This window comes from Candidatus Kerfeldbacteria bacterium (assembly GCA_016214565.1).
Taxonomy (GTDB): domain Bacteria; phylum Patescibacteriota; class Patescibacteriia; order UBA10025; family JAHIVO01; genus JAXDBW01.
Window position 1 is genome coordinate 585,334 of record JACROE010000002.1, and the last position, 17,490, is coordinate 602,823.

24 protein-coding genes are annotated in these 17,490 nt (G+C 50.3%); 13 read left to right on the forward strand and 11 right to left on the reverse strand.

The window, feature by feature from the left end:
* Positions 1-26: 26 nt before the first annotated feature.
* Positions 27-923 carry a succinylglutamate desuccinylase/aspartoacylase family protein gene (locus HZC01_02850; protein ID MBI5037615.1) on the reverse strand — a complete coding sequence of 299 codons (897 nt, stop codon included), beginning with the start codon at positions 921-923 and terminating at the stop codon, positions 27-29.
* 316 nt (positions 924-1,239) lie between these two features.
* Here HZC01_02850 and HZC01_02855 point away from each other — a divergent pair, with 316 nt between their 5' ends.
* The 6 genes from HZC01_02855 to HZC01_02880 all read left to right on the forward strand — a co-directional run bounded on the left by HZC01_02855 (position 1,240) and on the right by HZC01_02880 (position 5,509).
* Positions 1,240-1,680 carry a hypothetical protein gene (locus HZC01_02855; GenBank protein MBI5037616.1) on the forward strand — a complete coding sequence of 147 codons (441 nt, stop codon included), beginning with the start codon at positions 1,240-1,242 and terminating at the stop codon, positions 1,678-1,680.
* A gap of 129 nt (positions 1,681-1,809) precedes the next feature.
* Positions 1,810-2,187 carry an NUDIX hydrolase gene (locus tag HZC01_02860; GenBank protein ID MBI5037617.1) on the forward strand — a complete coding sequence of 126 codons (378 nt, stop codon included), beginning with the start codon at positions 1,810-1,812 and terminating at the stop codon, positions 2,185-2,187.
* 131 nt (positions 2,188-2,318) lie between these two features.
* The gene (locus HZC01_02865) at positions 2,319-3,602 is read left to right on the forward strand and encodes a serine hydroxymethyltransferase (protein ID MBI5037618.1); all 1,284 of its coding nucleotides are present in this window, start codon (positions 2,319-2,321) and stop codon (positions 3,600-3,602) included.
* Between the two features lie 84 nt (positions 3,603-3,686).
* Positions 3,687-4,526, forward strand: coding sequence for a bifunctional 5,10-methylenetetrahydrofolate dehydrogenase/5,10-methenyltetrahydrofolate cyclohydrolase (locus HZC01_02870; protein ID MBI5037619.1), 840 nt, complete (start codon positions 3,687-3,689; stop codon positions 4,524-4,526).
* Positions 4,527-4,548: 22 nt separating this feature from the next.
* Positions 4,549-4,983 carry a hypothetical protein gene (locus tag HZC01_02875; GenBank protein MBI5037620.1) on the forward strand — a complete coding sequence of 145 codons (435 nt, stop codon included), beginning with the start codon at positions 4,549-4,551 and terminating at the stop codon, positions 4,981-4,983.
* Between the two features lie 10 nt (positions 4,984-4,993).
* Entirely contained in the window at positions 4,994-5,509 is a 516-nt protein-coding gene (locus tag HZC01_02880; protein MBI5037621.1) for an NUDIX hydrolase, read from the forward strand.
* 42 nt (positions 5,510-5,551) lie between these two features.
* Here the strand turns inward: HZC01_02880 and HZC01_02885 are convergent, their stop codons facing one another.
* Both HZC01_02885 and HZC01_02890 read right to left on the reverse strand, forming a co-directional pair.
* The gene (locus HZC01_02885) at positions 5,552-5,722 is read right to left on the reverse strand and encodes a calcium-binding protein (protein MBI5037622.1); all 171 of its coding nucleotides are present in this window, start codon (positions 5,720-5,722) and stop codon (positions 5,552-5,554) included.
* Positions 5,723-6,387: 665 nt separating this feature from the next.
* The gene (locus HZC01_02890; GenBank protein MBI5037623.1) at positions 6,388-7,101 is read right to left on the reverse strand and encodes a 16S rRNA (uracil(1498)-N(3))-methyltransferase; all 714 of its coding nucleotides are present in this window, start codon (positions 7,099-7,101) and stop codon (positions 6,388-6,390) included.
* 154 nt (positions 7,102-7,255) lie between these two features.
* On the opposite strand from HZC01_02890, the gene ychF reads away from it, so the two are divergent.
* A complete protein-coding gene (ychF, locus tag HZC01_02895) occupies positions 7,256-8,302 on the forward strand; it encodes a redox-regulated ATPase YchF (GenBank protein ID MBI5037624.1) in 1,047 nt (348 codons plus the stop codon).
* A gap of 472 nt (positions 8,303-8,774) precedes the next feature.
* Here ychF and HZC01_02900 read toward each other — a convergent pair whose 3' ends face one another.
* Positions 8,775-10,025, reverse strand: a complete 1,251-nt coding sequence (locus HZC01_02900; protein MBI5037625.1) for a hypothetical protein — start codon at positions 10,023-10,025, stop codon at positions 8,775-8,777.
* A gap of 150 nt (positions 10,026-10,175) precedes the next feature.
* Here HZC01_02900 and rpsF point away from each other — a divergent pair, with 150 nt between their 5' ends.
* Genes rpsF through efp form a run of 4 tightly spaced genes read left to right on the forward strand, consistent with a single transcriptional unit; the run spans position 10,176 to position 11,946 of the window.
* The gene (gene rpsF, locus HZC01_02905) at positions 10,176-10,688 is read left to right on the forward strand and encodes a 30S ribosomal protein S6 (GenBank protein MBI5037626.1); all 513 of its coding nucleotides are present in this window, start codon (positions 10,176-10,178) and stop codon (positions 10,686-10,688) included.
* A gap of 18 nt (positions 10,689-10,706) precedes the next feature.
* A complete protein-coding gene (locus HZC01_02910; GenBank protein MBI5037627.1) occupies positions 10,707-11,147 on the forward strand; it encodes a single-stranded DNA-binding protein in 441 nt (146 codons plus the stop codon).
* A gap of 3 nt (positions 11,148-11,150) precedes the next feature.
* Positions 11,151-11,384 carry a 30S ribosomal protein S18 gene (locus HZC01_02915; protein ID MBI5037628.1) on the forward strand — a complete coding sequence of 78 codons (234 nt, stop codon included), beginning with the start codon at positions 11,151-11,153 and terminating at the stop codon, positions 11,382-11,384.
* 1 nt (position 11,385) lies between these two features.
* On the forward strand, positions 11,386-11,946 hold the full coding sequence (efp, locus tag HZC01_02920) for an elongation factor P (GenBank protein MBI5037629.1): 561 nt from the start codon (positions 11,386-11,388) through the stop codon (positions 11,944-11,946).
* 62 nt (positions 11,947-12,008) lie between these two features.
* On the opposite strand, the gene HZC01_02925 is transcribed toward efp, so the two are convergent.
* A complete protein-coding gene (locus HZC01_02925; protein MBI5037630.1) occupies positions 12,009-12,407 on the reverse strand; it encodes a hypothetical protein in 399 nt (132 codons plus the stop codon).
* Between the two features lie 10 nt (positions 12,408-12,417).
* Complete coding sequence (trpS, locus tag HZC01_02930) at positions 12,418-13,542, reverse strand: tryptophan--tRNA ligase (GenBank protein ID MBI5037631.1); 1,125 nt, start codon at positions 13,540-13,542, stop codon at positions 12,418-12,420.
* Between the two features lie 143 nt (positions 13,543-13,685).
* On the opposite strand from trpS, the gene HZC01_02935 reads away from it, so the two are divergent.
* Entirely contained in the window at positions 13,686-14,021 is a 336-nt protein-coding gene (locus tag HZC01_02935) for a hypothetical protein (GenBank protein ID MBI5037632.1), read from the forward strand.
* Positions 14,022-14,058: 37 nt separating this feature from the next.
* On the opposite strand, the gene HZC01_02940 is transcribed toward HZC01_02935, so the two are convergent.
* Genes HZC01_02940 through HZC01_02950 form a run of 3 tightly spaced genes read right to left on the reverse strand, consistent with a single transcriptional unit; the run spans position 14,059 to position 14,959 of the window.
* The gene (locus HZC01_02940) at positions 14,059-14,550 is read right to left on the reverse strand and encodes a DoxX family membrane protein (protein MBI5037633.1); all 492 of its coding nucleotides are present in this window, start codon (positions 14,548-14,550) and stop codon (positions 14,059-14,061) included.
* A gap of 1 nt (position 14,551) precedes the next feature.
* Positions 14,552-14,734, reverse strand: coding sequence for a hypothetical protein (locus HZC01_02945; protein ID MBI5037634.1), 183 nt, complete (start codon positions 14,732-14,734; stop codon positions 14,552-14,554).
* Between the two features lie 33 nt (positions 14,735-14,767).
* Positions 14,768-14,959: a YwbE family protein gene (locus HZC01_02950; GenBank protein ID MBI5037635.1), complete on the reverse strand. Its 192-nt coding sequence runs from the start codon at positions 14,957-14,959 to the stop codon at positions 14,768-14,770.
* A 145-nt stretch (positions 14,960-15,104) separates the two neighbouring features.
* Between HZC01_02950 and HZC01_02955 the strand changes: the two genes are divergently transcribed.
* Positions 15,105-16,055, forward strand: coding sequence for a hypothetical protein (locus HZC01_02955; protein ID MBI5037636.1), 951 nt, complete (start codon positions 15,105-15,107; stop codon positions 16,053-16,055).
* 195 nt (positions 16,056-16,250) lie between these two features.
* Here the strand turns inward: HZC01_02955 and HZC01_02960 are convergent, their stop codons facing one another.
* Both HZC01_02960 and HZC01_02965 read right to left on the reverse strand, forming a co-directional pair.
* Positions 16,251-16,979 (reverse strand): hypothetical protein, encoded by a 729-nt coding sequence (locus HZC01_02960; GenBank protein MBI5037637.1) that lies wholly within the window; start codon positions 16,977-16,979, stop codon positions 16,251-16,253.
* 14 nt (positions 16,980-16,993) lie between these two features.
* A complete protein-coding gene (locus tag HZC01_02965) occupies positions 16,994-17,464 on the reverse strand; it encodes a hypothetical protein (protein MBI5037638.1) in 471 nt (156 codons plus the stop codon).
* Between the last annotated feature and the right edge of the window lie 26 nt (positions 17,465-17,490).

Genomic DNA, 17,490 nt, shown 5'->3' on the forward strand with positions numbered 1-17,490 from the left:
GTGAACATACGGTTTTTATTTTTTTATCAGATGCCAATGCTGGCAATCTTGCTGCCGGTGCGCACGAGGTCATTGCCTTTGATGGTCATGACCACGCCCGCGACTGGCGTTTTGATTTGTGTTTCGGTGAAATCAGTGACTGAGGTGACGGTGGCAATGGTTTGCCCCGCAGTGACGGTATCCAGCAGATTGATGGTGGGAGCGAAGAGCCCGGCAGTATCAGCGTAGAGGTATTGGGCGGTGAGCATCGGCATGGTTGATAGTGTTACGGTTGTATTCAGAAATCCATTGCCGGTGGTGATAATGCTCTGCGTGATCCGATCAATTAGTGCGGGAGAAATCATTTGGTAATTGGGCATTTCGATGAACACCGAGGGGATGCCGGCGGCAGTCAGGCTGCCATCGAAACTACCGGCGAATCGTCGGTCTTCGCCTTTCTTTTCATTGACCTTCCAGACCAGGTCCGGCTGGAGCAGGGCAATTATTTTTTGTACCGCAGGAGTGGGGACGCCTGATGCATCCGCGGCAAATCCGACGAGGAAGGGGGACTGTCGAGAGAACGTGTGCAGGTCTATTACGAAATCTTGCTTGAGCGCGATGTTCATGATGACAGTGGCCAGCCGGCTGGTGAAATCCCCAGTTGGTTTTCCTGGAAAAGCTCGATTGAGATTAGCGCCTTCGATGGGTTCATTTCGTGTACCCTGGATAATGCCAAATGGGTTGGCTACCGGAATGATGGTGATTGTTCCCTGAATTTTTTCCTGTTGGGCAATCAGCTGCTTAATTATCCACAGGGGGGAGAGCTCTCCGCCGTGCTGTACCGCAGTGATGAGTACTCGTGGAGTACCGGAGCCGAACTGAAGAATGGGCAGGTCGACCGGAATTGTTCCGATCGTGCCGATGGGCTGTAACATTTTTTTCATAGATGTGTCGTTATGACATATACAAAAACACCTCTTCTGGCAGAAGAGGCATCGCGTGTAGCTTAGTTAGTTTGATTGCGTGCTAGGCAATACTTTTGTGCACACGTAAAGATACCTCTTCGCCAGAGAAGAAGTGAAAATGACGGCGATACCAGGTTTGTGTGATAAAAGTATTCATAGCAACGGGTATTGTAGCGCAGGAAATGGTTGGTGTCAAATTATTCTCAGACCTTGCCAGATTATTCAGCTTGCAGTAGGCTTGAAGAAAGACACAAACAACAACCAATAACCGTTCACCACAATTCATGGAGGGTTTATGCTAAAGCAGAAACCTTTAGTTTTAGTCGTTGACGATCACCCAGAGGCTCGTCGCATTCTGAGCCAAATGGTTGACAGCATTACCGGCAAGCCGTATCGGGTACTTGAATCAGAGTACGGCGATCACGCTGTCAAAGCGTTCGAATTCGCCCTTGCGAAAAGGCCGGCGGTTGTTATCGCTCAGGGCCATGTCTGGTCTTGCGATAAACTGATCGATCGGCTCGGCGGATCTCAGCTCGAAACGAGGGTACTGACCGTTACGATTCAGTATCGCGGCGAGCAGCCCAGTGACAAGGTTTGGCCAGCGCTGGTGAATGGCGAGCTCGTCGAAGCATTCGACAAAAGGCAGCTTGCTGCAGCACTGCGCGAAACACTGGCGCCACCCCCGAAATCTACTTCCCGACAGGAAGACCTCCAGCTAGCGCCCGCCATGGCCTAAGTTTGCCCCTATCATCCGGCACCTCCCCGGTGCCTCCGACCCGCCATCTCCCCATGACTTATAGGATGGCGGGTTTTATTATTGTTGGAAAAACTTGCGAGACTATGTGTTTGGGTGTAGCTTGTTCTTATGAACCCCATCATCGCCGCAGGGCCGGTTATTATCGAGAATGACAAGGTGCTCGTGAATAAGCACGGAGACACTCCGTTTTGGAAATTCCCGGGTGGACGGCTGGAGACGTTTGATGAATTGGATTTAGCAAAGTGTGCGGCACGGGAAGTGAAAGAGGAAATGGGAGTTGAGATTGAAATTATCCGGCCGATGAGCACCTTGATGACGAAGAAAGGTGATGATGTGATTGTGTTGGTGCATTATCTAGCCAAACGGATTGGCGAAGTGAGGCCAGGCTCAGACATCCGGGAGTGGACGTGGCTGGATATCCATCATCTGCCGGCTGACGTGGCACCCAATGTACAGCAGATTGTGGAGGAGTATTTGGGTATGTAGTAGGTAGTGATGAGTAAGTAGTAGGTTGTCAGAATGCATCCCCTGGCCGAAGGCCAGGAGATCCTTCGCTTTGCTCAGGATGACAAGGCGGGCGTGGTGACAATTCCTCAATAATCCCGTACAATAATGGTATGAACCTGAAAGACACGGATAAAAAAATATTCGATTCAATTCACGACGAATTAGAGCGCCAGCGGAATGGACTGGAAATGATTCCGTCGGAAAACTTTACCTCCCCGGCAGTGCTGGAGGCCTTGGGTTCAGTATTGACCAATAAATATTCCGAAGGGTATCCGGGCAAACGCTACTACGGCGGCAATGAATTTATTGATGTGGTGGAAAAGGCCGCTCGGTTCCGTGCAAAAAATTTGTTCGGTGTAGAGTATGCCAATGTCCAGCCGTACTCCGGTTCTCCTGCCAATCACGCCGTGTACATGGGCCTCCTCAATCCGGGTGATAAAGTACTGGGCATGAGCCTGACGCACGGCGGGCATCTGACGCACGGGTGGAAAATCAGTTTTTCCGGGCACTATTATCATGCGGTGGCCTATGGCGTGGATAAGGAAACCCATCGCATTGATTATGACCAGGTGCGCGAAATGGCACGGAAAGAACAACCCAAACTCATTATCGTCGGCGCTAGCGCCTATCCGCGGGAAATTGATTTTAAAATTTTTGGAGAAATTGGAAAAGAAGTAGGCGCGTATGTTTTGGCGGATATTGCCCACATCGCTGGTCTGATCGTGGCAGGAGCGCATCAATCGCCGGTGGATCACGTAGACGTAATGACCACCACCACCCATAAGACCCTGCGCGGCCCCCGTGGCGCTATGATTATGTTTCCCCGCGTCGCAGATCGATTGCACGAGAAATACCATGCGGGTGATAAGTGGAACCTCGCGGAACGCATTGATCGAGCGGTGTTTCCTGGCCTGCAGGGCGGCCCGCATAACCACCAGACGGCGGCTATTGCCGTGGCGCTGAAGGAAGCCGGTACCGAAGGATTCAAGAAATACGGCCATCAGGTGGTGAAGAACGCGAAGGCATTGGCCGCTCGATTGCTTGAGCACAATTTTTCCTTAATCAGCGGCGGTACGGACAACCATTTAATTCTAATTGACCTGACCAATAAAGAAATTTCCGGAGGTGAAGCAGAAACATTGTTGGATAGCATTGGCATCACAGTCAATAAGAATACGATTCCGTATGATCTGCGCAAACCCATGGATCCCTCTGGCATTCGCTTGGGCACACCGGCACTCACTACCCGCGGTATGCGCGAGGAAGATATGGTGACTATCGCAGATATTATTGCCGACGTTATTCATAATGCGCAGAAGGAATCGAAGTTGGACGAGGCGAAAGCGCGGGTCAAAGAATTGACTGCCAAGTACCCGCTGTATCAGTGGATGTAATATTATGTCATCGCGAGGGAGCATTATGCGACCGTGGCGATCTGATTGGATTGCTACGTTCCACTCGCAATGACAGACACCACCATGCCACATATCATTGACGGAAAAAAACTAGCCGGAGAAATACGTGCGCGACTGAAAACAGAGATCGCCGCGCTTTCGGCTGTGCCGGGTCTGGCGATTATATTGGTCGGTGATGACCCTGCCTCTCATACCTATGTCGGGCTCAAAGAAAAAGCGGCGGAGGACATTGGTATGCATTTTGAGCGGCACATGTTTCCGGCAGACACGACGCAGGCCGCCTTGGTTAAACGCATCAACGAATTAAATCAGCGCAGCGATATTCATGGCATCGTGGTGCAATTACCATTACCCGGAAAATCATTTGATACCGATGCTATTATACAGACGATAGCGCCGGACAAGGACGTGGACGGATTTCATCCGACGAATATTCAGGCATTATTGGCAGGCAATCCGCGAATCACTCCTGGCTTGGCCGAGGGGATTTTTCGGTTGATCGCTAGCACGAATGAATCTTTGCCGGGGAAGAAAGCTATGATTTTTGCCAATTCGCCAGTTTTTTCCAATCCCCTTGAATATATTTTGAATCAGCATGGCATACAGACGGTCAGTTGCGCGCCGGGCGTGGATGACGCAATCGTCGTTTCACGGCAGGCGGATATTATTGTAGCTGTCATCGGCAAGCCAAATTTTGTCACCGGTGAAATGGTGAAGGACGGCGCTATCCTGATTGACGTTGGTTTTACTAAGCAGAATGGCCAAGTATCCGGCGACATCGCTCCGTCAGCCGTTGCCAAGGCACGCTGGGCCACGCCAGTGCCAGGCGGCGTGGGGCCCATGACCGTCGCCATGCTCCTCGAAAACGTGCTGCACGCATTTCGTTTACAGCAGGCGCAGTAATGTGCTAGTCTGACCACAACATATGGAAATTCCCTGGTACAATATTCTCAAATTCGTTCACGTCGGCAGTATCGTCATGGGTATGGGCGCGGCGGTTTTTATGCATCTGCAATTTGTCAGAAAGGAATTAACCTGGGGTCAGCTCAAGCATTTTTTTCATTTTGGTAACCGAATCATCTGGATTGGATTGATGCTTGCTGGCGTCACAGGGATTACCCTTTGGATTGTCGCCGATACGAGTCGTCCGCCTGTTTTCTACGGTAAACTAGCCCTCGTGGCTATGGTCATCATTGACGGTTGGATTATCCATCGCATCGGCCGACCGCTTTTGGCTGGGTTGCCGGATGACCAATTGATGGCGAAATTACCTGATGCAGTTCGTAAAACATTTATGCGGAGTGGCGTCGTTTCAGTTCTGGGTTGGTGGGGAGCGCTGGCCATTGCCATGATTTTTTAGAAACGATTGCATGAAAAAAAGTACTGCTTTTTTTAAGTACTGCCCGGTCTGTGGCGCGCCGACGAAATTAAGCACCGGCGTCCATCGGCATCCGAAATGCACTCGGTGTGACTTTACTTTTTATCAAAATTCGAAACCAACCGCATCTATTATTCCCATTAATGCTCGGGGCGAAATAATGTTAGTTAAGCGGGGGATCAATCCGCGTAAAGGGTATTGGGATACTCCGGGCGGGTTTCTCGAAGAATGGGAAACACCAGAGGTCGGCGCGCGGCGGGAGCTCAAAGAGGAGCTCGGCGTCACGCTCAAAAATGTAAAACTGCTTGGTGTATATCTGGATGCCTATGTTGAGCACTATCGGGCAGCCACCATGAATATTGTTTATGTGGCTGAAATTGCCAGTGGCCGGATCAAGCCGCAGGATGATGTGGCAGGGTATCGGTGGTTTAGGCCAGTGCAGCTCCCGTGGAAACGATTGGCATTTCCCTGGATTCGGCAGGCGCTCAAGGATTATCTCAGGAACTAAAAAACCGCCAGGCTTCTGCTCGGCGGTTTTTAATTTACTGATTTAGCGGTTCAATGCGCCCGTGCCGTTTGGATTGTAGCCGTTCTGCACTTCAGTGCCATCGAGGAATCCATCACCATCGGTGTCGGGGTTCAGGATGTCAGTTCCCCAGACGCCTTCCTGCACGTCCGTGAGGCCGTCATTATCCGTGTCCAAAGTTGACGCATTGATGATTTGATTCGTATTGCCATTCGCATTCGCGTTGCTATTGCCGTTTGTGGTTGCATTCGTATTGCGGTTAGCATTTGCATTGCTATTACCATTGGTTACCGCATTCGTATTTGAATTCCGATTAGTAACCGTGTTGGTATTGCTATTGAGGTTACGATTGAGGTTGGTTACCGCATTCGTATTTGAATTCGTATTTGTCACGGCATTGGTATTGGTCGTCGTATTCGTGTTGTTCGTATTGTCTGCGGTACTGCTGAAATAGTTCAAGGCGAGCACGACGCCTCCGATCAGGACAATCAGGATAACCAGGATAATAATACCAATCATGGCCATGCGTCGGCGCGGCGCTTGGGGCGCGGCACCCATGGGCATGCCCGGAACGTTCATCGTCGGCATTCCCGGTGGGGGCGGGGGCACGGTTGGTCCTGGTGTGGCCGCCGTGACTGGCTGACCGAGCGGGGGAGGCGGAGGAGGGCCAGCGGGCCGGGTGCGCTGCGGTGCAGCATTAGCATTGACTGGTCGCCAGGGTCCCCAATCCTTTTGTGGAGCGGGAGCGGCTGGTTGTGCGCCTGGCGCTGGACGGTTCACGTTTTCGAACATATAGACGTAGTTAATTACCAATTGATGGTGATTATTGTATCATTTATGCGGATGAATGACAATTTGCTTTAAAGTAGAATACGGCTGACCGCGGCGATAGCTGCCGTTTCTGCCCGCAGGATGCGCGATCCTAAATGGACTGGCTTGGCACCAGCCTGCACCAGCTGCGTAATTTCCGCAGGCGCAAAACCGCCCTCAGGGCCAATGATTAATCGTATCGGTTCAACCGCTCCATCGATGACTTGGCCGAGTGGGTGCTGGTTTTCAGCTTCGTAGGCTACCAGTGCCGTCCCACGGAGGGTTGGGAGAGCGCTCATGAGTTCGGCAAGCATCATCGGCTTTTCCAGGGTTGGCGTTACTGTGCCGCCGCACTGCTCAGTGGCCTCGGTCAATATTTTTTCGTACCGCTCCCGTTTGTGCCCAGAGATTTCCCGGACAATGGTTCGCTCGGTAATCAGGGGCACAAATTCCTGTACCCCGAGCTCAGTGCATTTCTGTAGAATGAGTTCAAAATTGTCTTTTTTCAGCAGGGCTTGATACAGCACCAGCGGGCGCAGCGCCGGTCGGCTGGCTGGTTCGGTTTTGGTTATGCGCAGCTGGAGCGCATCATCGGTGGCCTGGTCGATCGTGACAGTGTACTCAGTCTGAGGGGTAAATACCACAAACGTTTCACCGACGGTTAGTCGCAGGACATGGATCACCTGTTTGATGACCGCCGGATCCGTGAGAGTCAGTTGGTCGTCATGTGGAGTGAGCTGTGGCTGGTAAAATCGGTGGAGCATAGGTGTATTATAGCACTTAGCCTTGTCATTGCGAGCCCATTCGACTTCGCTCAGGGCAGGCTCCGCGAAGCAATCTAATCAGATCGCCACGGTCGCCCCGCCTTCGGCGGAGACTCCCTCGCGATGACAACATACTATGCTATACTGACATCATATGAGTTTTTCTATTGGCATAGTTGGGCTGCCCAACGTCGGCAAATCAACCCTCTTTACCGCATTAACGAAAAAACAAGTTGATGCGGCGAATTATCCATTCTGTACGATTGATCCCAATGTCGGAACCGTGCCCGTGCCGGATGAACGATTGGGCAAATTAGCTGCGGTGTATAATTCCGCTAAAGTGATTCCGACCGTGATTGAATTTGTGGATATCGCTGGACTGGTGGCTGGCGCGCACAAGGGCGAGGGATTAGGCAATAAGTTTCTCTCTCATATACGTGAAGTGGACGCTATCTGTCAGGTAGTACGGGAATTTTCAGATGCGAATGTGATCCACGTGGGTGGTCGAGTCGATCCTGAGTCTGACAAGCAGATTATTAATACCGAATTGATTTTTGCTGACCTGGCCACGGTGGAGCAGCGCCTGCATGATGTCCAGCCAAAAGCCCGCAGTGGCGACAAGGAAGCCGTGGCGCAACTCGCGACATTACAAAAAGTGCAGCAGCTGTTAGATGGCGGCACGGTATTATCACAGGCAGGCCTGACTGATGATGAGCGCATGGTGCTTCGCGATCTCCATTTATTGACCCTGAAACCCATGCTGTACGTCTTGAACGTGGCGGAAAACGAAGTAACTAAATCATCACCCGGGCAGCTGGTTATTTCCGCTAAACTAGAATCCGAGCTGGTCGGCATGCCTGAGGTAGAAGCGCGAGAATATTTGAATAGCGTGGGCATGAAGGAAACCGGCCTTGATCGCCTCATTCGCGCCGCCTATGATTTGCTTGGTTTGATTACGTTTTTTACGGCAGGACCGACAGAGACGCGCGCATGGACAATTCCGCGTGGAGCCACCGCTCCCCAGGCAGGCAGCGCCATTCACACTGATTTTGAGGAGAAATTTATTCGTGCCGAAGTCACCCCTTGGCAGGATATCGTGGAGTGCGGTGGGGAAGTCAAAGCCAAAGAATTGGGGAAAGTTCGCACCGAAGGCAAGGAATATGTGGTGCAAGACGGGGATACGATCTACTTCCGCATTTGATTTTCCGCTCAGAGGGTCTATACTAAAGACAGAATTGAATAAGGCACGGTCATTAACAAACCAGCCTGTCCCCTAGAGACAAGGAAGGAGTTTATTATTTTGTGTAAACGAGCAATCGGTGATAATCGCACGAATTACGCGAGATTTCAAACTCGTTTATTACAGCTGCTGAAGGCCAAATTGGCAGCAGCTTCACGTCACCCCATAACCACGAACGAAAGGAGGAGCAGGTGAAGGGAACTTCATCTTTTGGCATCATGCACACCAATAATCGTACGTGAAAGGAGGTGATGGGCGTTTGACCCAAATCAGGGAGTCCGCCGTCATCGGTGCACTTCCGCCTGCGGGGGCCGTAACGGATTCCCCGCCCTGGAGTATCGGCCAGTAGTGCCGAATCCAATATGCTCCTTGGAATGAATGGAGGTGATTATTTTCTCGGATGTATTTGAGTAGCGACAGAGAAGCCGGAGTCTTATACAGACCTCGGCTTTTTATATTCAAAGAGAAATAGTTCGCGCTCCACGCGCTGGCCCTCACGATGGTAAATGAGGGAGCCGCGGGCGGTTGGCCCAACTTTGGTGAAGAGACTGACACGATCCGGGATTGGCGACAGCCGTTCGAAACCCATGGCTTGGAGTGTTTCGAGTATTTTGAGCGAATAAATTCCGTGTCGCGTCTTGAAGAGCGGGAACACGATGACGATGCGGCCGTGGTATTTCAGGATTTGGGCGAAAGCGCGGAAGGCGGACAGGTAGAGCGATTCTAGTTCCTGGATAATGGTCAGCATCTCGATGACTTCTGGTTCCTGGCGAATGGGCGGGCCGAGATACGGCTCGGTGACGATGGCATCAATTGAGTCAATCGGCATGTGCTGGGCGAGCGTCGCTACATCCACGACGCTGAATGACGCCGCGCCTTTGAGTTGGGGGTAGCGCTTGTGCAGCCAGCGAACATTTTCGGTCGAGTCCGCGATGGCTTTTTCGCTGATGTCCGACCCGATCACATCTTGCCAGCCGAGCAGGAGACTTTCCTGGATGATGGTGCCTGAGCCGCAGAAGGGGTCGAGCAATTTTTGGTCAGGATGAGCTCCGCTCACATTCAGCATTATCTTCGCCAGTTTCGGCGGCAGCATGCCCGATCGAGCGTCGCGCTGTGGGCGGTCATAGTCGCGCTGGGAATAATCCTCGAAATCCTGCACTGCGGCCGTCACGCCAATATAGCAGGCATGGACGCCCATGATGATCAGTATTTCCGCGCCGCGCTCAATCAAATAATTTTTAGTTACCTGGACGCTTGAGAGCGGGCCGTCGGTATTCATGACCAACCGTGCTGACACGTTCTCTTTTTGCAAAGATTTTTTCAGGCTTAAGCCCAGTTTATTCAGGGCGTCTCGGTATTGGTGGGATTGTTGGCCATAGAGCGAAATGCCGAAATTGACTTTGCGTTTGTCCTGGGCGAAGACGTGCTGACGGAGGAACGTCGGGGTCAACAGGAACATGATTTCGTCCATATTTGACCGCTCCTCAATGACCCGTCCGGACTTGATTAAGCCGCCGCATTGGCGCTGCCAGTCGGCGTAGTCGATGGGCTTGCCTGTGGTGATGATGGCTTGGCTCGTGATGTCGCGGATGGTCCCCGGCGCCCCTTGGCGCAGCTCAAATTGGCAGTATTCTGCCAAGGAGAGGATGGGATTATTACCGAAGATAAAGCAATGAGTTGCCATAGTTGTTTCTGTAGTATACCAGGTAATTCCACCCTCTGCCTAACTGGGCGGGGGATGCCTTGACGGGGCTGGGCAATCCTGGTAAGCTTGACTCTGCTTAATATATTGCACGCGGGCATGAGCCACGGGTGCACATTAAAGACCATATATATGAGCCAATTTTACGACATGTTATATATTATTCCCGCAGGTTTGGGCGATGACGCTCAGGCTGCTTTTATGCAGCGCGTGGCAGACACGCTGACTAAGGCGGGCGGCCAGATGGTTACCCATCAGGTATGGCAGAGCCGAACTTTTGCCTATCCGATCAAGAAAGCCCGCCAGGGAGTGTATATTGTGGCGGAATTTGATCTGGAGACGGAAAATCTGAAAACATTTGAACGTGAGATTCGCCTGATGCCTGACGTGATTCGATTCATGATAGTGCGCAAGGTGAAGAAAACGGCTGAACAGCTCGAGGAAGAGAAGCGCTTCCGCGAGAAGATTAATGAGCGCAAAGTGCACAAGGCCCACGTGGCTGCGGCCGCCGCTCAAGAGAAAGAAAAGAAGAAGATTGAGGAAACTGCCGCCGCTCAGCCGACCAAAGAAACGCCCAAAGTCAGCCTCGAAGAACTCGACAAAAAGCTCGACGAGCTCTTGAGCGATGATAACATTGATACATAAGGAATTACGATTATGGCAATGAATCTCAATAAAGTCATGCTCATCGGCAATATCACCCGCGACCCTGAAGTGCGGGCAACGCCGACCGGCCAATCCGTAGCGTCATTTAGCGTCGCTACCAATCGCCGCTGGAAAGACCAGAGCGGCCAAACCAAAGAGCAAGTCGAATATCATAATATTGTTGCTTGGCGGAAACTGGCTGACATCGTTGGCCAATATGTGAAGAAGGGTACCAAAGTGTACGTCGAAGGTCGCCTGCAGACTCGTTCCTGGGATGACCAGAGCGGTACGAAGCGCTATCGCACAGAAATTATCGCCGAGAACCTAATTATGCTTGATCGTGCTGGCGCCAGCGCTGGTGCCTCATCTGCGCCGTCCGATTCCCCCGCCCCAGAACAGTCTGCCGCTCCGGCACCTGCGCCAGAACCCGAGATCAATGTAGAAGATATCCCATTTTAATATATGCATACACCTCAAACACCCAAAGTTGTCACTCAAAAAGATTGCTACTTCTGTATCAACGGCTTAACTGACGTCGAGTACCGCGATACGGATGTGATGAAGAAATTTCTATCTTCATACGCTAAGATTTTACCTCGGAAAAAGACCGGTATCTGTGCTAAGCATCAGCGCAAACTGTCCCAAGCAGTGAAGCGCGCTCGCTTCATGGCGCTGGTCCAGTTCACCACGCGCTAACATGTTTGCCATCAACGACCTTAAATCCGGCCGCTACATCGTGCTCGACGGGGAACCCTTCGCGATCATTAAACATGAATTCTCGAAGATGGGCCGCGGGCAGGGCGTCATGCGCACCACGCTGCGCAATCTGAAAACCGGACAAACCCTGGAGCGGTCATTTAAAGGACAAGAGAAAGTTGACCCGGCGGACATCAGCCGCAGCAAGGCGAATTTCTTGTACGCCGAGGGCGATCAATATTTTTTCATGGATCAGTCGTCCTATGACCAGTTTTTTATTACCGCGCTGCAGCTTGGGGATAAGAAGGATTATTTGAAGGAAAATCTGGAGGTTGATGTATTGAATTTTAATAGCAATCCAATCGGCGTGGAAATCCCCACCAAGATTTCTTACAAAGTGACCCAGGCTGATCCTGGCGTGCGCGGGGACACTGCCCAGGGCGCAGTCATGAAAAAAGCCACCCTGGAGAATGGCCTGGAAGTAAACGTGCCACTCTTTATTTCGCAGGGCGACACCATCATTCTCAATACCGAATCAGGCGACTACGTGGGTAAGGCGTAGGGAGAGAAAATTACTAATTCATTAATTACTAATTTCTAATTACGCTCCAATTGAGAAATTAGCTATTTGGTGTATGGCAGGATAAAATCCATGACAATCCCGACGAGTAGCGCCATGCCCGACAAGACAAAAATAAAAATATAATTCCACCGTTCTTTCGACGAGCGGAGCGTACTGAAAATATATTGCATGGCTTGGCGATCTGCATCGGCGATAGGCAGAGTGTCGACTTTATTGGCCAAATCGTGCTCGGCAATGACCTTAGCTCGTTTTTCTGATACCTGGAACCGATGGATAAAATAGGCGACAAACCCGATGGTACCGACGTACCAGGCGATCTGTACCCAGATAGGGCTGTAGTAGTTCAATACCACGATTACCCGATAGGCGAAAGTGGCTATAATCCCAATCCAGAAAAAAAACAGCCGGATCGATTTTGAATGGGTGGTCAGGGGTTCCATCAACTTTCGTTTAAGCAATCCCAATGGCATCCTTGATGGCCAGCAGGTTCTTCTGGGCGCGGCGACGAGCCTGAAGGCTGCCATGTTTGAGAATTTCTTCCACTTTTTTCGGAGACTTGATCAGTTCGGCGCGCTTCTTCCGGAAGTCAGCCAGGTCTTGATTGGCGATGATGCGGTCAATCAGGATGTCTTTGAACACGGAGAATCGGACTTCGCCTGCCTGCATGGCGTCAATGAACTGCTTGCGGTCTTTTTTCTCCCCAAAGAGGTAGAGCAGCATGTAGATATTGAAATACGCCATGTAGGCCATGAATTTTGTCTCGCCTAGTTCGTTCTGCAGGTCCATCAGATCCTGTTCGCTGCGAATAATCATGTCATCGGATTTGATGTCGTTGAATTCAGTATGCACTTCCTTATTGCGTTTGAGGAAGAGCCGCATCATGTCTTTCTCCGTACCGGTGGCGGTTACGGCCGATTTTATTTTCTTGCGGATGGTATCAGGTTCGTCCGAGAGCGCCAGGTAGGCTTTGGGCCCCAGGCTTTTACTCATTTTATGGGCAGGGTCGGTCAGGCTCATGATTTTCGGCGTGGGCGTCACTTTTGGCAATGGTTCGGGTAGGAGATTACCGTATCGCTTGTTGAATGCCCGGGCGATTTCGCGTGCCAGCTCGAGGTGTGCTAATTGATCTTGTCCGACCGGCACCAGCGTGGCGTGATACAGCAGAATGTCGGCGGCCATGAGCACCGGGTAGTCGAGCAAACCCATGTTGATATTGTCTTTGAATTGGCTGGCTTTGTCTTTGAACGTCGGCACGCGCTCCAGCCACGAGACCGGCGTGACGCAATTGAGAATCCAGCCAAGCTCAGTATGCTCAGGCACCAGGGACTGCAGCATGATGGTGCTACGCTTGGGATCCAGGCCGGCGGCGAGGAAGTCCACGGTAGTATCAAAAATCCGCTGCTCGAGTTCGAGCGCTTTCGGCCCCTCCGTCAGCGCGTGGTAATCCACGATGGCGAAGACGCATTCATTTTGCTTATTATCCTGCAATTCAAGCCAGGAGCGGATGGCACCGTAATAATTGCCGATATGTAGCTGGCCCGAGGGCTGGATGCCGGAAAAAACAATGGTTTTCATTGAGCTATCGTAGCACAAATCAGCGCAAAATTCTACTTATTTGGGCGGTGGCGGCGTTGACACTCGGGTGTCGTTCTATTATTATCAAACAACGTTCTTTCGTATCCCAAGGAGGGAGCATGTCAAATCAGATGAAGCTGTATATGTTGTCGATTGTATGCGGCCTAGGTGCTTATTGGTGCGTAACGATGGGCGGTTGGTTCATGATACTCGGCATTCTGCTGGGACTTGCGTGCCTCGTTCTGTACGGGGTGTACATTGCTACAATTTTTGGGAAGATTACCCAGAGTATGGATCCTGCTCAGCGGCGATGCCTGGCGTGTCAGTCGCGCCATTATCTGGTGTATCCTCGCGGATCCCGATTTGGATTTATGTTTCCCGCTCGATTCGTGAAGCTGTCCATCACGGATTTCCAGTGCCAGGAATGCGGCATGAAATGGACCGTCAAAGAAATCGACGAGCACGACGCTCAATCGTAACAAACGCCCTACGGCACACCACCCGTGCGGCGTTTTATTATTGGAGTACGGGGTAGCGTTGCACCAGTTTGGTGCCGGTCCACCACTGGCCGAGACCAAGGGGCGCGCCAGCATTTGCATACGCCAGGCCGAGTAGTACGAGTATATATACGATATGCTCGTCCATGAACGGGTTATGCTCCGGTGGCAGTGCCACTGACCAAAAGAGCAGCATCATGACGCTGCCGGCGTATCCGGCGATTCGTATACCTACGCCGAAAAAGAGCGCCACACCGATCAAGATAAGGCCGAGCATATACAGCCAATCGACGATCGCGTTGCCCGCCAGGCTATGATAGAGCGATTCAAACGGTCCTGACGCGCCAAACTTCAAAAAACCGAGGGTGGGCGAGACGCCATCGAGCCATGATTTGCCTGCGGCTGTGGCGAACCCAAGGCCGAACAGTTTATCTAGAAATGCCCAGATGAAGATCCAGCCCATCCCAATGCGCAGCATGCCCCAGATGTATTTTTCTTTTGTGTATTTCATATTAGCTACCAAAAAATTTCAACGCCTCGTAGACGAAGAAAACCGGCCAGACGATTGCTTTCAGTACTCCCAGCACCCCCATCCAGAAATTCGGAGCTATGGAGATGTAGTAGATCGCCGCGCCGATTAAGCCCAAGCCATAGACTGCCTCGCCGCCATGTTTATGCACGTTGACGTCCATCATAGGACAGAGTGATTAGTAGTTAGTAATGAGTAATTAGTAAATAATTTGTACCCGACCCACTTCGCCGGCTTCGAGCCGTACCTTAATCCCGTGCGGATGGGTGGGGGAGCTGGTCAGGATATCCCGCACTACGCCCTCGGTTAATCTCCCCGTGCGCTGGTCTGCTTTTTGCACGATGGCGACTCGTAATCCCGGGAAAATGTTACCGCGGTTGTGGGGGTTCATATCGTGCATTTTATGCTTTATGGCTGGCAAAAACAAGGCATGGGGTTTAGGCTGAGAGTCTTGACAGTCCGCATCCTTTCTGGTACGGTGTCTGGAAAATTACTGAAACTCAATAATCTGTTGTAACCATTAATGGAGGTGTTCTTTGAAACACTATTACTCTCTCCTGATCGCGCTGGTAGCGATGATCGCTCTGCTTGGTTGTTCGTCAAAAAACGACAGCACTAAACAGCAGCCCGTACCGCAGTCGGCGCAGTTTGAGCCCCCGACTCAGCCGAGCGTCACTATTCTCAAGCCGATCATGCCGGACAATCCGGAAGATCTCAAGCTGACCGCGGAAGAGCAGAAAGTATTTGATTTCTGCGATTCCAGCCTCGCCCTCGTTGCCCGGAAAAGCCTTAAGGCTGATTCTCTCCTGGAGTTCTATCGTAGCCACGGTATCCCGGCCCGATTCTTGGGCGACGGCCAGATCAAGATACTGAGCATGAGTGCGGACTCGCTGTTCTTCTTCGTTTTCGTGAATCAGTCCGGTGACTCCACTATCGGCGCTCAAGAGGCGAAGATAGCTGCTACCTTCTCGATTCCGGCGCGTTCGCTCGGTGTGGAGATGTGTGGATTCTCGAAATTCATCCAGGGCATGATGCTGTCCCATGAGCTGAGTCACGCGGTTGACTGCCTGATGAACCATGAGCCGGATTCACCGCCGCTGTCACCTGACTGGCTGATGGGTGAGCTGCGCGCACACCATGCCACGTATACGATTCTGAATGAGTTCAGTCAGCAGGCCTGGCAAAAAGCCGTCCGGGAAAGCCGCGAAGAGCGTCTGCAATCCGCGCTGGCTGGCGGGCATTCAAACCAGTCGTTCACGATTGGCTTCATGCCTGGAGATTCGGTTCGTGTCGCTCGCTTCATGAAGGCGATCAAGCTGCCTTGGTCCATGCAGGATTTCAATGTTCTGGCCACCTGGATGATCGTTGATGCCAATCTGCTCAATGTCACCATCGTCGCCGGCGACAACGACCAGAATCGTCTGAACGGCATGATGATGTTCCTCGAGCAGTTCTACGGCCAGATGATGCAGAAGATGGCGCCGTAGTATCTACGGTTCAATGACCGTTCAATGTCCAACAAATCCCCAATCGTTTCGGCGAGCGGGGATTTATTATTCATGATTTTTCGGGGTGTTTGATTAAGTCAATTTTAAAGCCCGGCGTTTAGCCGGGTTGTTTTGTAGGTAGAAATAAGACAGGGGATGATAGGGGGTAATTATTTTTTTCATATGATTGTATAATTATTGATTTGATTTTAGCAAATGACAACTCCAATTTTTTCTTAAATATTTTAAAATCAACAACCACGTCTGATCAATAATGTTATTTGGTGAATCAAAATCTTTTCTGATAGTCCCATTCGATCCGATTGATCCGGAGGTAACAATACGCCAATCAATATACTGATTCTGTTTGCCTACTTTAGGAAATCGCATTCGATCATAACTTCCTGAAATTATTATAGTAGGCGGCACTCGGCCATGTAACAATTTATTTCGATAATTTCGAATAGTTTTTAAAGGGTCGCCATGATTTTTTCTCCATTTCGTTCTCGCACGTAAACCTTCAGTTTCAGTCCAGGGTGGATATTTAGTTGGATCAATGAATCTTTCAAGTAGCTCATCTGCACAATCAATCGCCCCAACAAATCGAGCAAATGCTTCCGTAAATAAATCACGCCCATTTTCAGGTAAAAATGGTTTAATTTGTCTTATGTCATAAACCCTTATTAGATGAAGAAGAATTGTATAATGAAGCTGTGAAATACACAAATCATTTGGCGTCTTTTGTATTGAAGATAATTCTTCATTGGATTGAAAGTGTATATCAGTAGGATTAGAGGATCTATTGGTAACTGGGGTAACAAATGTTTGCCAAAATTTTTCGTACTCGAGAAATTCTTGAGCAATAAATAATGCATAATATTTTTGTTCATACCAGTCGCCATGTTGTTGTAATGTATAGTTCATTTGCGTACTAATTATTACGATTTTCTTCCTCTTTGAGTCTCTTGATCCCTGTAATATTGGGGATTGTCACCAATAACTCGTATCAAATGATCTTTAATAATCAAATAAATTAATTTGTTGCGAAAAGTCCTGATTGGTCGAGCGGCGATCCACCCTTTATCAGTTTGTTCAGGTGAAATCAAACTTAATTCTTTTAATTTATTATCCATGACATTAAGCCAATGCCTTGCTTGGCCTCCAAAAGTTAGGGCATAATGCTCACCTTCCTTGCCATAGCGTAATGGTAATTCTTTTGATGCATTCCAAATATTAACAAATCTATCAGCGTAATAAGTGCCCCAGCCATTATCTCTAGTATTACGATTATCTTTTAATAGCCATTTGGAAATTATTAGCGCTTTAAAGATACTTGGCAGTAGTACTATGACTACCAGAACGATTACTTCCCAGAGTAAATTTTGCCAAAGCCAAATGAGTATATTCATGGGTTTATTTAATTGTTTTTTTAATC

Excerpts from the sequence above, each read along its gene's own strand:
- HZC01_02940 (MBI5037633.1), bottom strand. The coding sequence starts at position 14,550 with ATGAAATACACAAAAGAAAAATACATCTGGGGCATGCTGCGCATTGGG.
- HZC01_02880 (MBI5037621.1), top strand. The coding sequence starts at position 4,994 with ATGAAAAAAAGTACTGCTTTTTTTAAGTACTGCCCGGTCTGTGGCGCG.
- HZC01_02935 (MBI5037632.1), top strand. The coding sequence starts at position 13,686 with ATGTTGTCGATTGTATGCGGCCTAGGTGCTTATTGGTGCGTAACGATG.
- HZC01_02890 (MBI5037623.1), bottom strand. The coding sequence starts at position 7,101 with ATGCTCCACCGATTTTACCAGCCACAGCTCACTCCACATGACGACCAA.
- HZC01_02945 (MBI5037634.1), bottom strand. The coding sequence starts at position 14,734 with ATGATGGACGTCAACGTGCATAAACATGGCGGCGAGGCAGTCTATGGC.
- efp (MBI5037629.1), top strand. The coding sequence starts at position 11,386 with ATGTTTGCCATCAACGACCTTAAATCCGGCCGCTACATCGTGCTCGAC.
- rpsF (MBI5037626.1), top strand. The coding sequence starts at position 10,176 with ATGAGCCAATTTTACGACATGTTATATATTATTCCCGCAGGTTTGGGC.
- HZC01_02860 (MBI5037617.1), top strand. The coding sequence starts at position 1,810 with ATGAACCCCATCATCGCCGCAGGGCCGGTTATTATCGAGAATGACAAG.
- HZC01_02960 (MBI5037637.1), bottom strand. The coding sequence starts at position 16,979 with ATGAACTATACATTACAACAACATGGCGACTGGTATGAACAAAAATAT.
- HZC01_02870 (MBI5037619.1), top strand. The coding sequence starts at position 3,687 with ATGCCACATATCATTGACGGAAAAAAACTAGCCGGAGAAATACGTGCG.
- HZC01_02915 (MBI5037628.1), top strand. The coding sequence starts at position 11,151 with ATGCATACACCTCAAACACCCAAAGTTGTCACTCAAAAAGATTGCTAC.
- HZC01_02900 (MBI5037625.1), bottom strand. The coding sequence starts at position 10,025 with ATGGCAACTCATTGCTTTATCTTCGGTAATAATCCCATCCTCTCCTTG.
- HZC01_02910 (MBI5037627.1), top strand. The coding sequence starts at position 10,707 with ATGAATCTCAATAAAGTCATGCTCATCGGCAATATCACCCGCGACCCT.
- HZC01_02850 (MBI5037615.1), bottom strand. The coding sequence starts at position 923 with ATGAAAAAAATGTTACAGCCCATCGGCACGATCGGAACAATTCCGGTC.
- HZC01_02865 (MBI5037618.1), top strand. The coding sequence starts at position 2,319 with ATGAACCTGAAAGACACGGATAAAAAAATATTCGATTCAATTCACGAC.
- HZC01_02950 (MBI5037635.1), bottom strand. The coding sequence starts at position 14,959 with ATGAACCCCCACAACCGCGGTAACATTTTCCCGGGATTACGAGTCGCC.
- HZC01_02855 (MBI5037616.1), top strand. The coding sequence starts at position 1,240 with ATGCTAAAGCAGAAACCTTTAGTTTTAGTCGTTGACGATCACCCAGAG.
- HZC01_02875 (MBI5037620.1), top strand. The coding sequence starts at position 4,549 with ATGGAAATTCCCTGGTACAATATTCTCAAATTCGTTCACGTCGGCAGT.
- trpS (MBI5037631.1), bottom strand. The coding sequence starts at position 13,542 with ATGAAAACCATTGTTTTTTCCGGCATCCAGCCCTCGGGCCAGCTACAT.
- HZC01_02925 (MBI5037630.1), bottom strand. The coding sequence starts at position 12,407 with ATGGAACCCCTGACCACCCATTCAAAATCGATCCGGCTGTTTTTTTTC.
- HZC01_02965 (MBI5037638.1), bottom strand. The coding sequence starts at position 17,464 with ATGAATATACTCATTTGGCTTTGGCAAAATTTACTCTGGGAAGTAATC.
- ychF (MBI5037624.1), top strand. The coding sequence starts at position 7,256 with ATGAGTTTTTCTATTGGCATAGTTGGGCTGCCCAACGTCGGCAAATCA.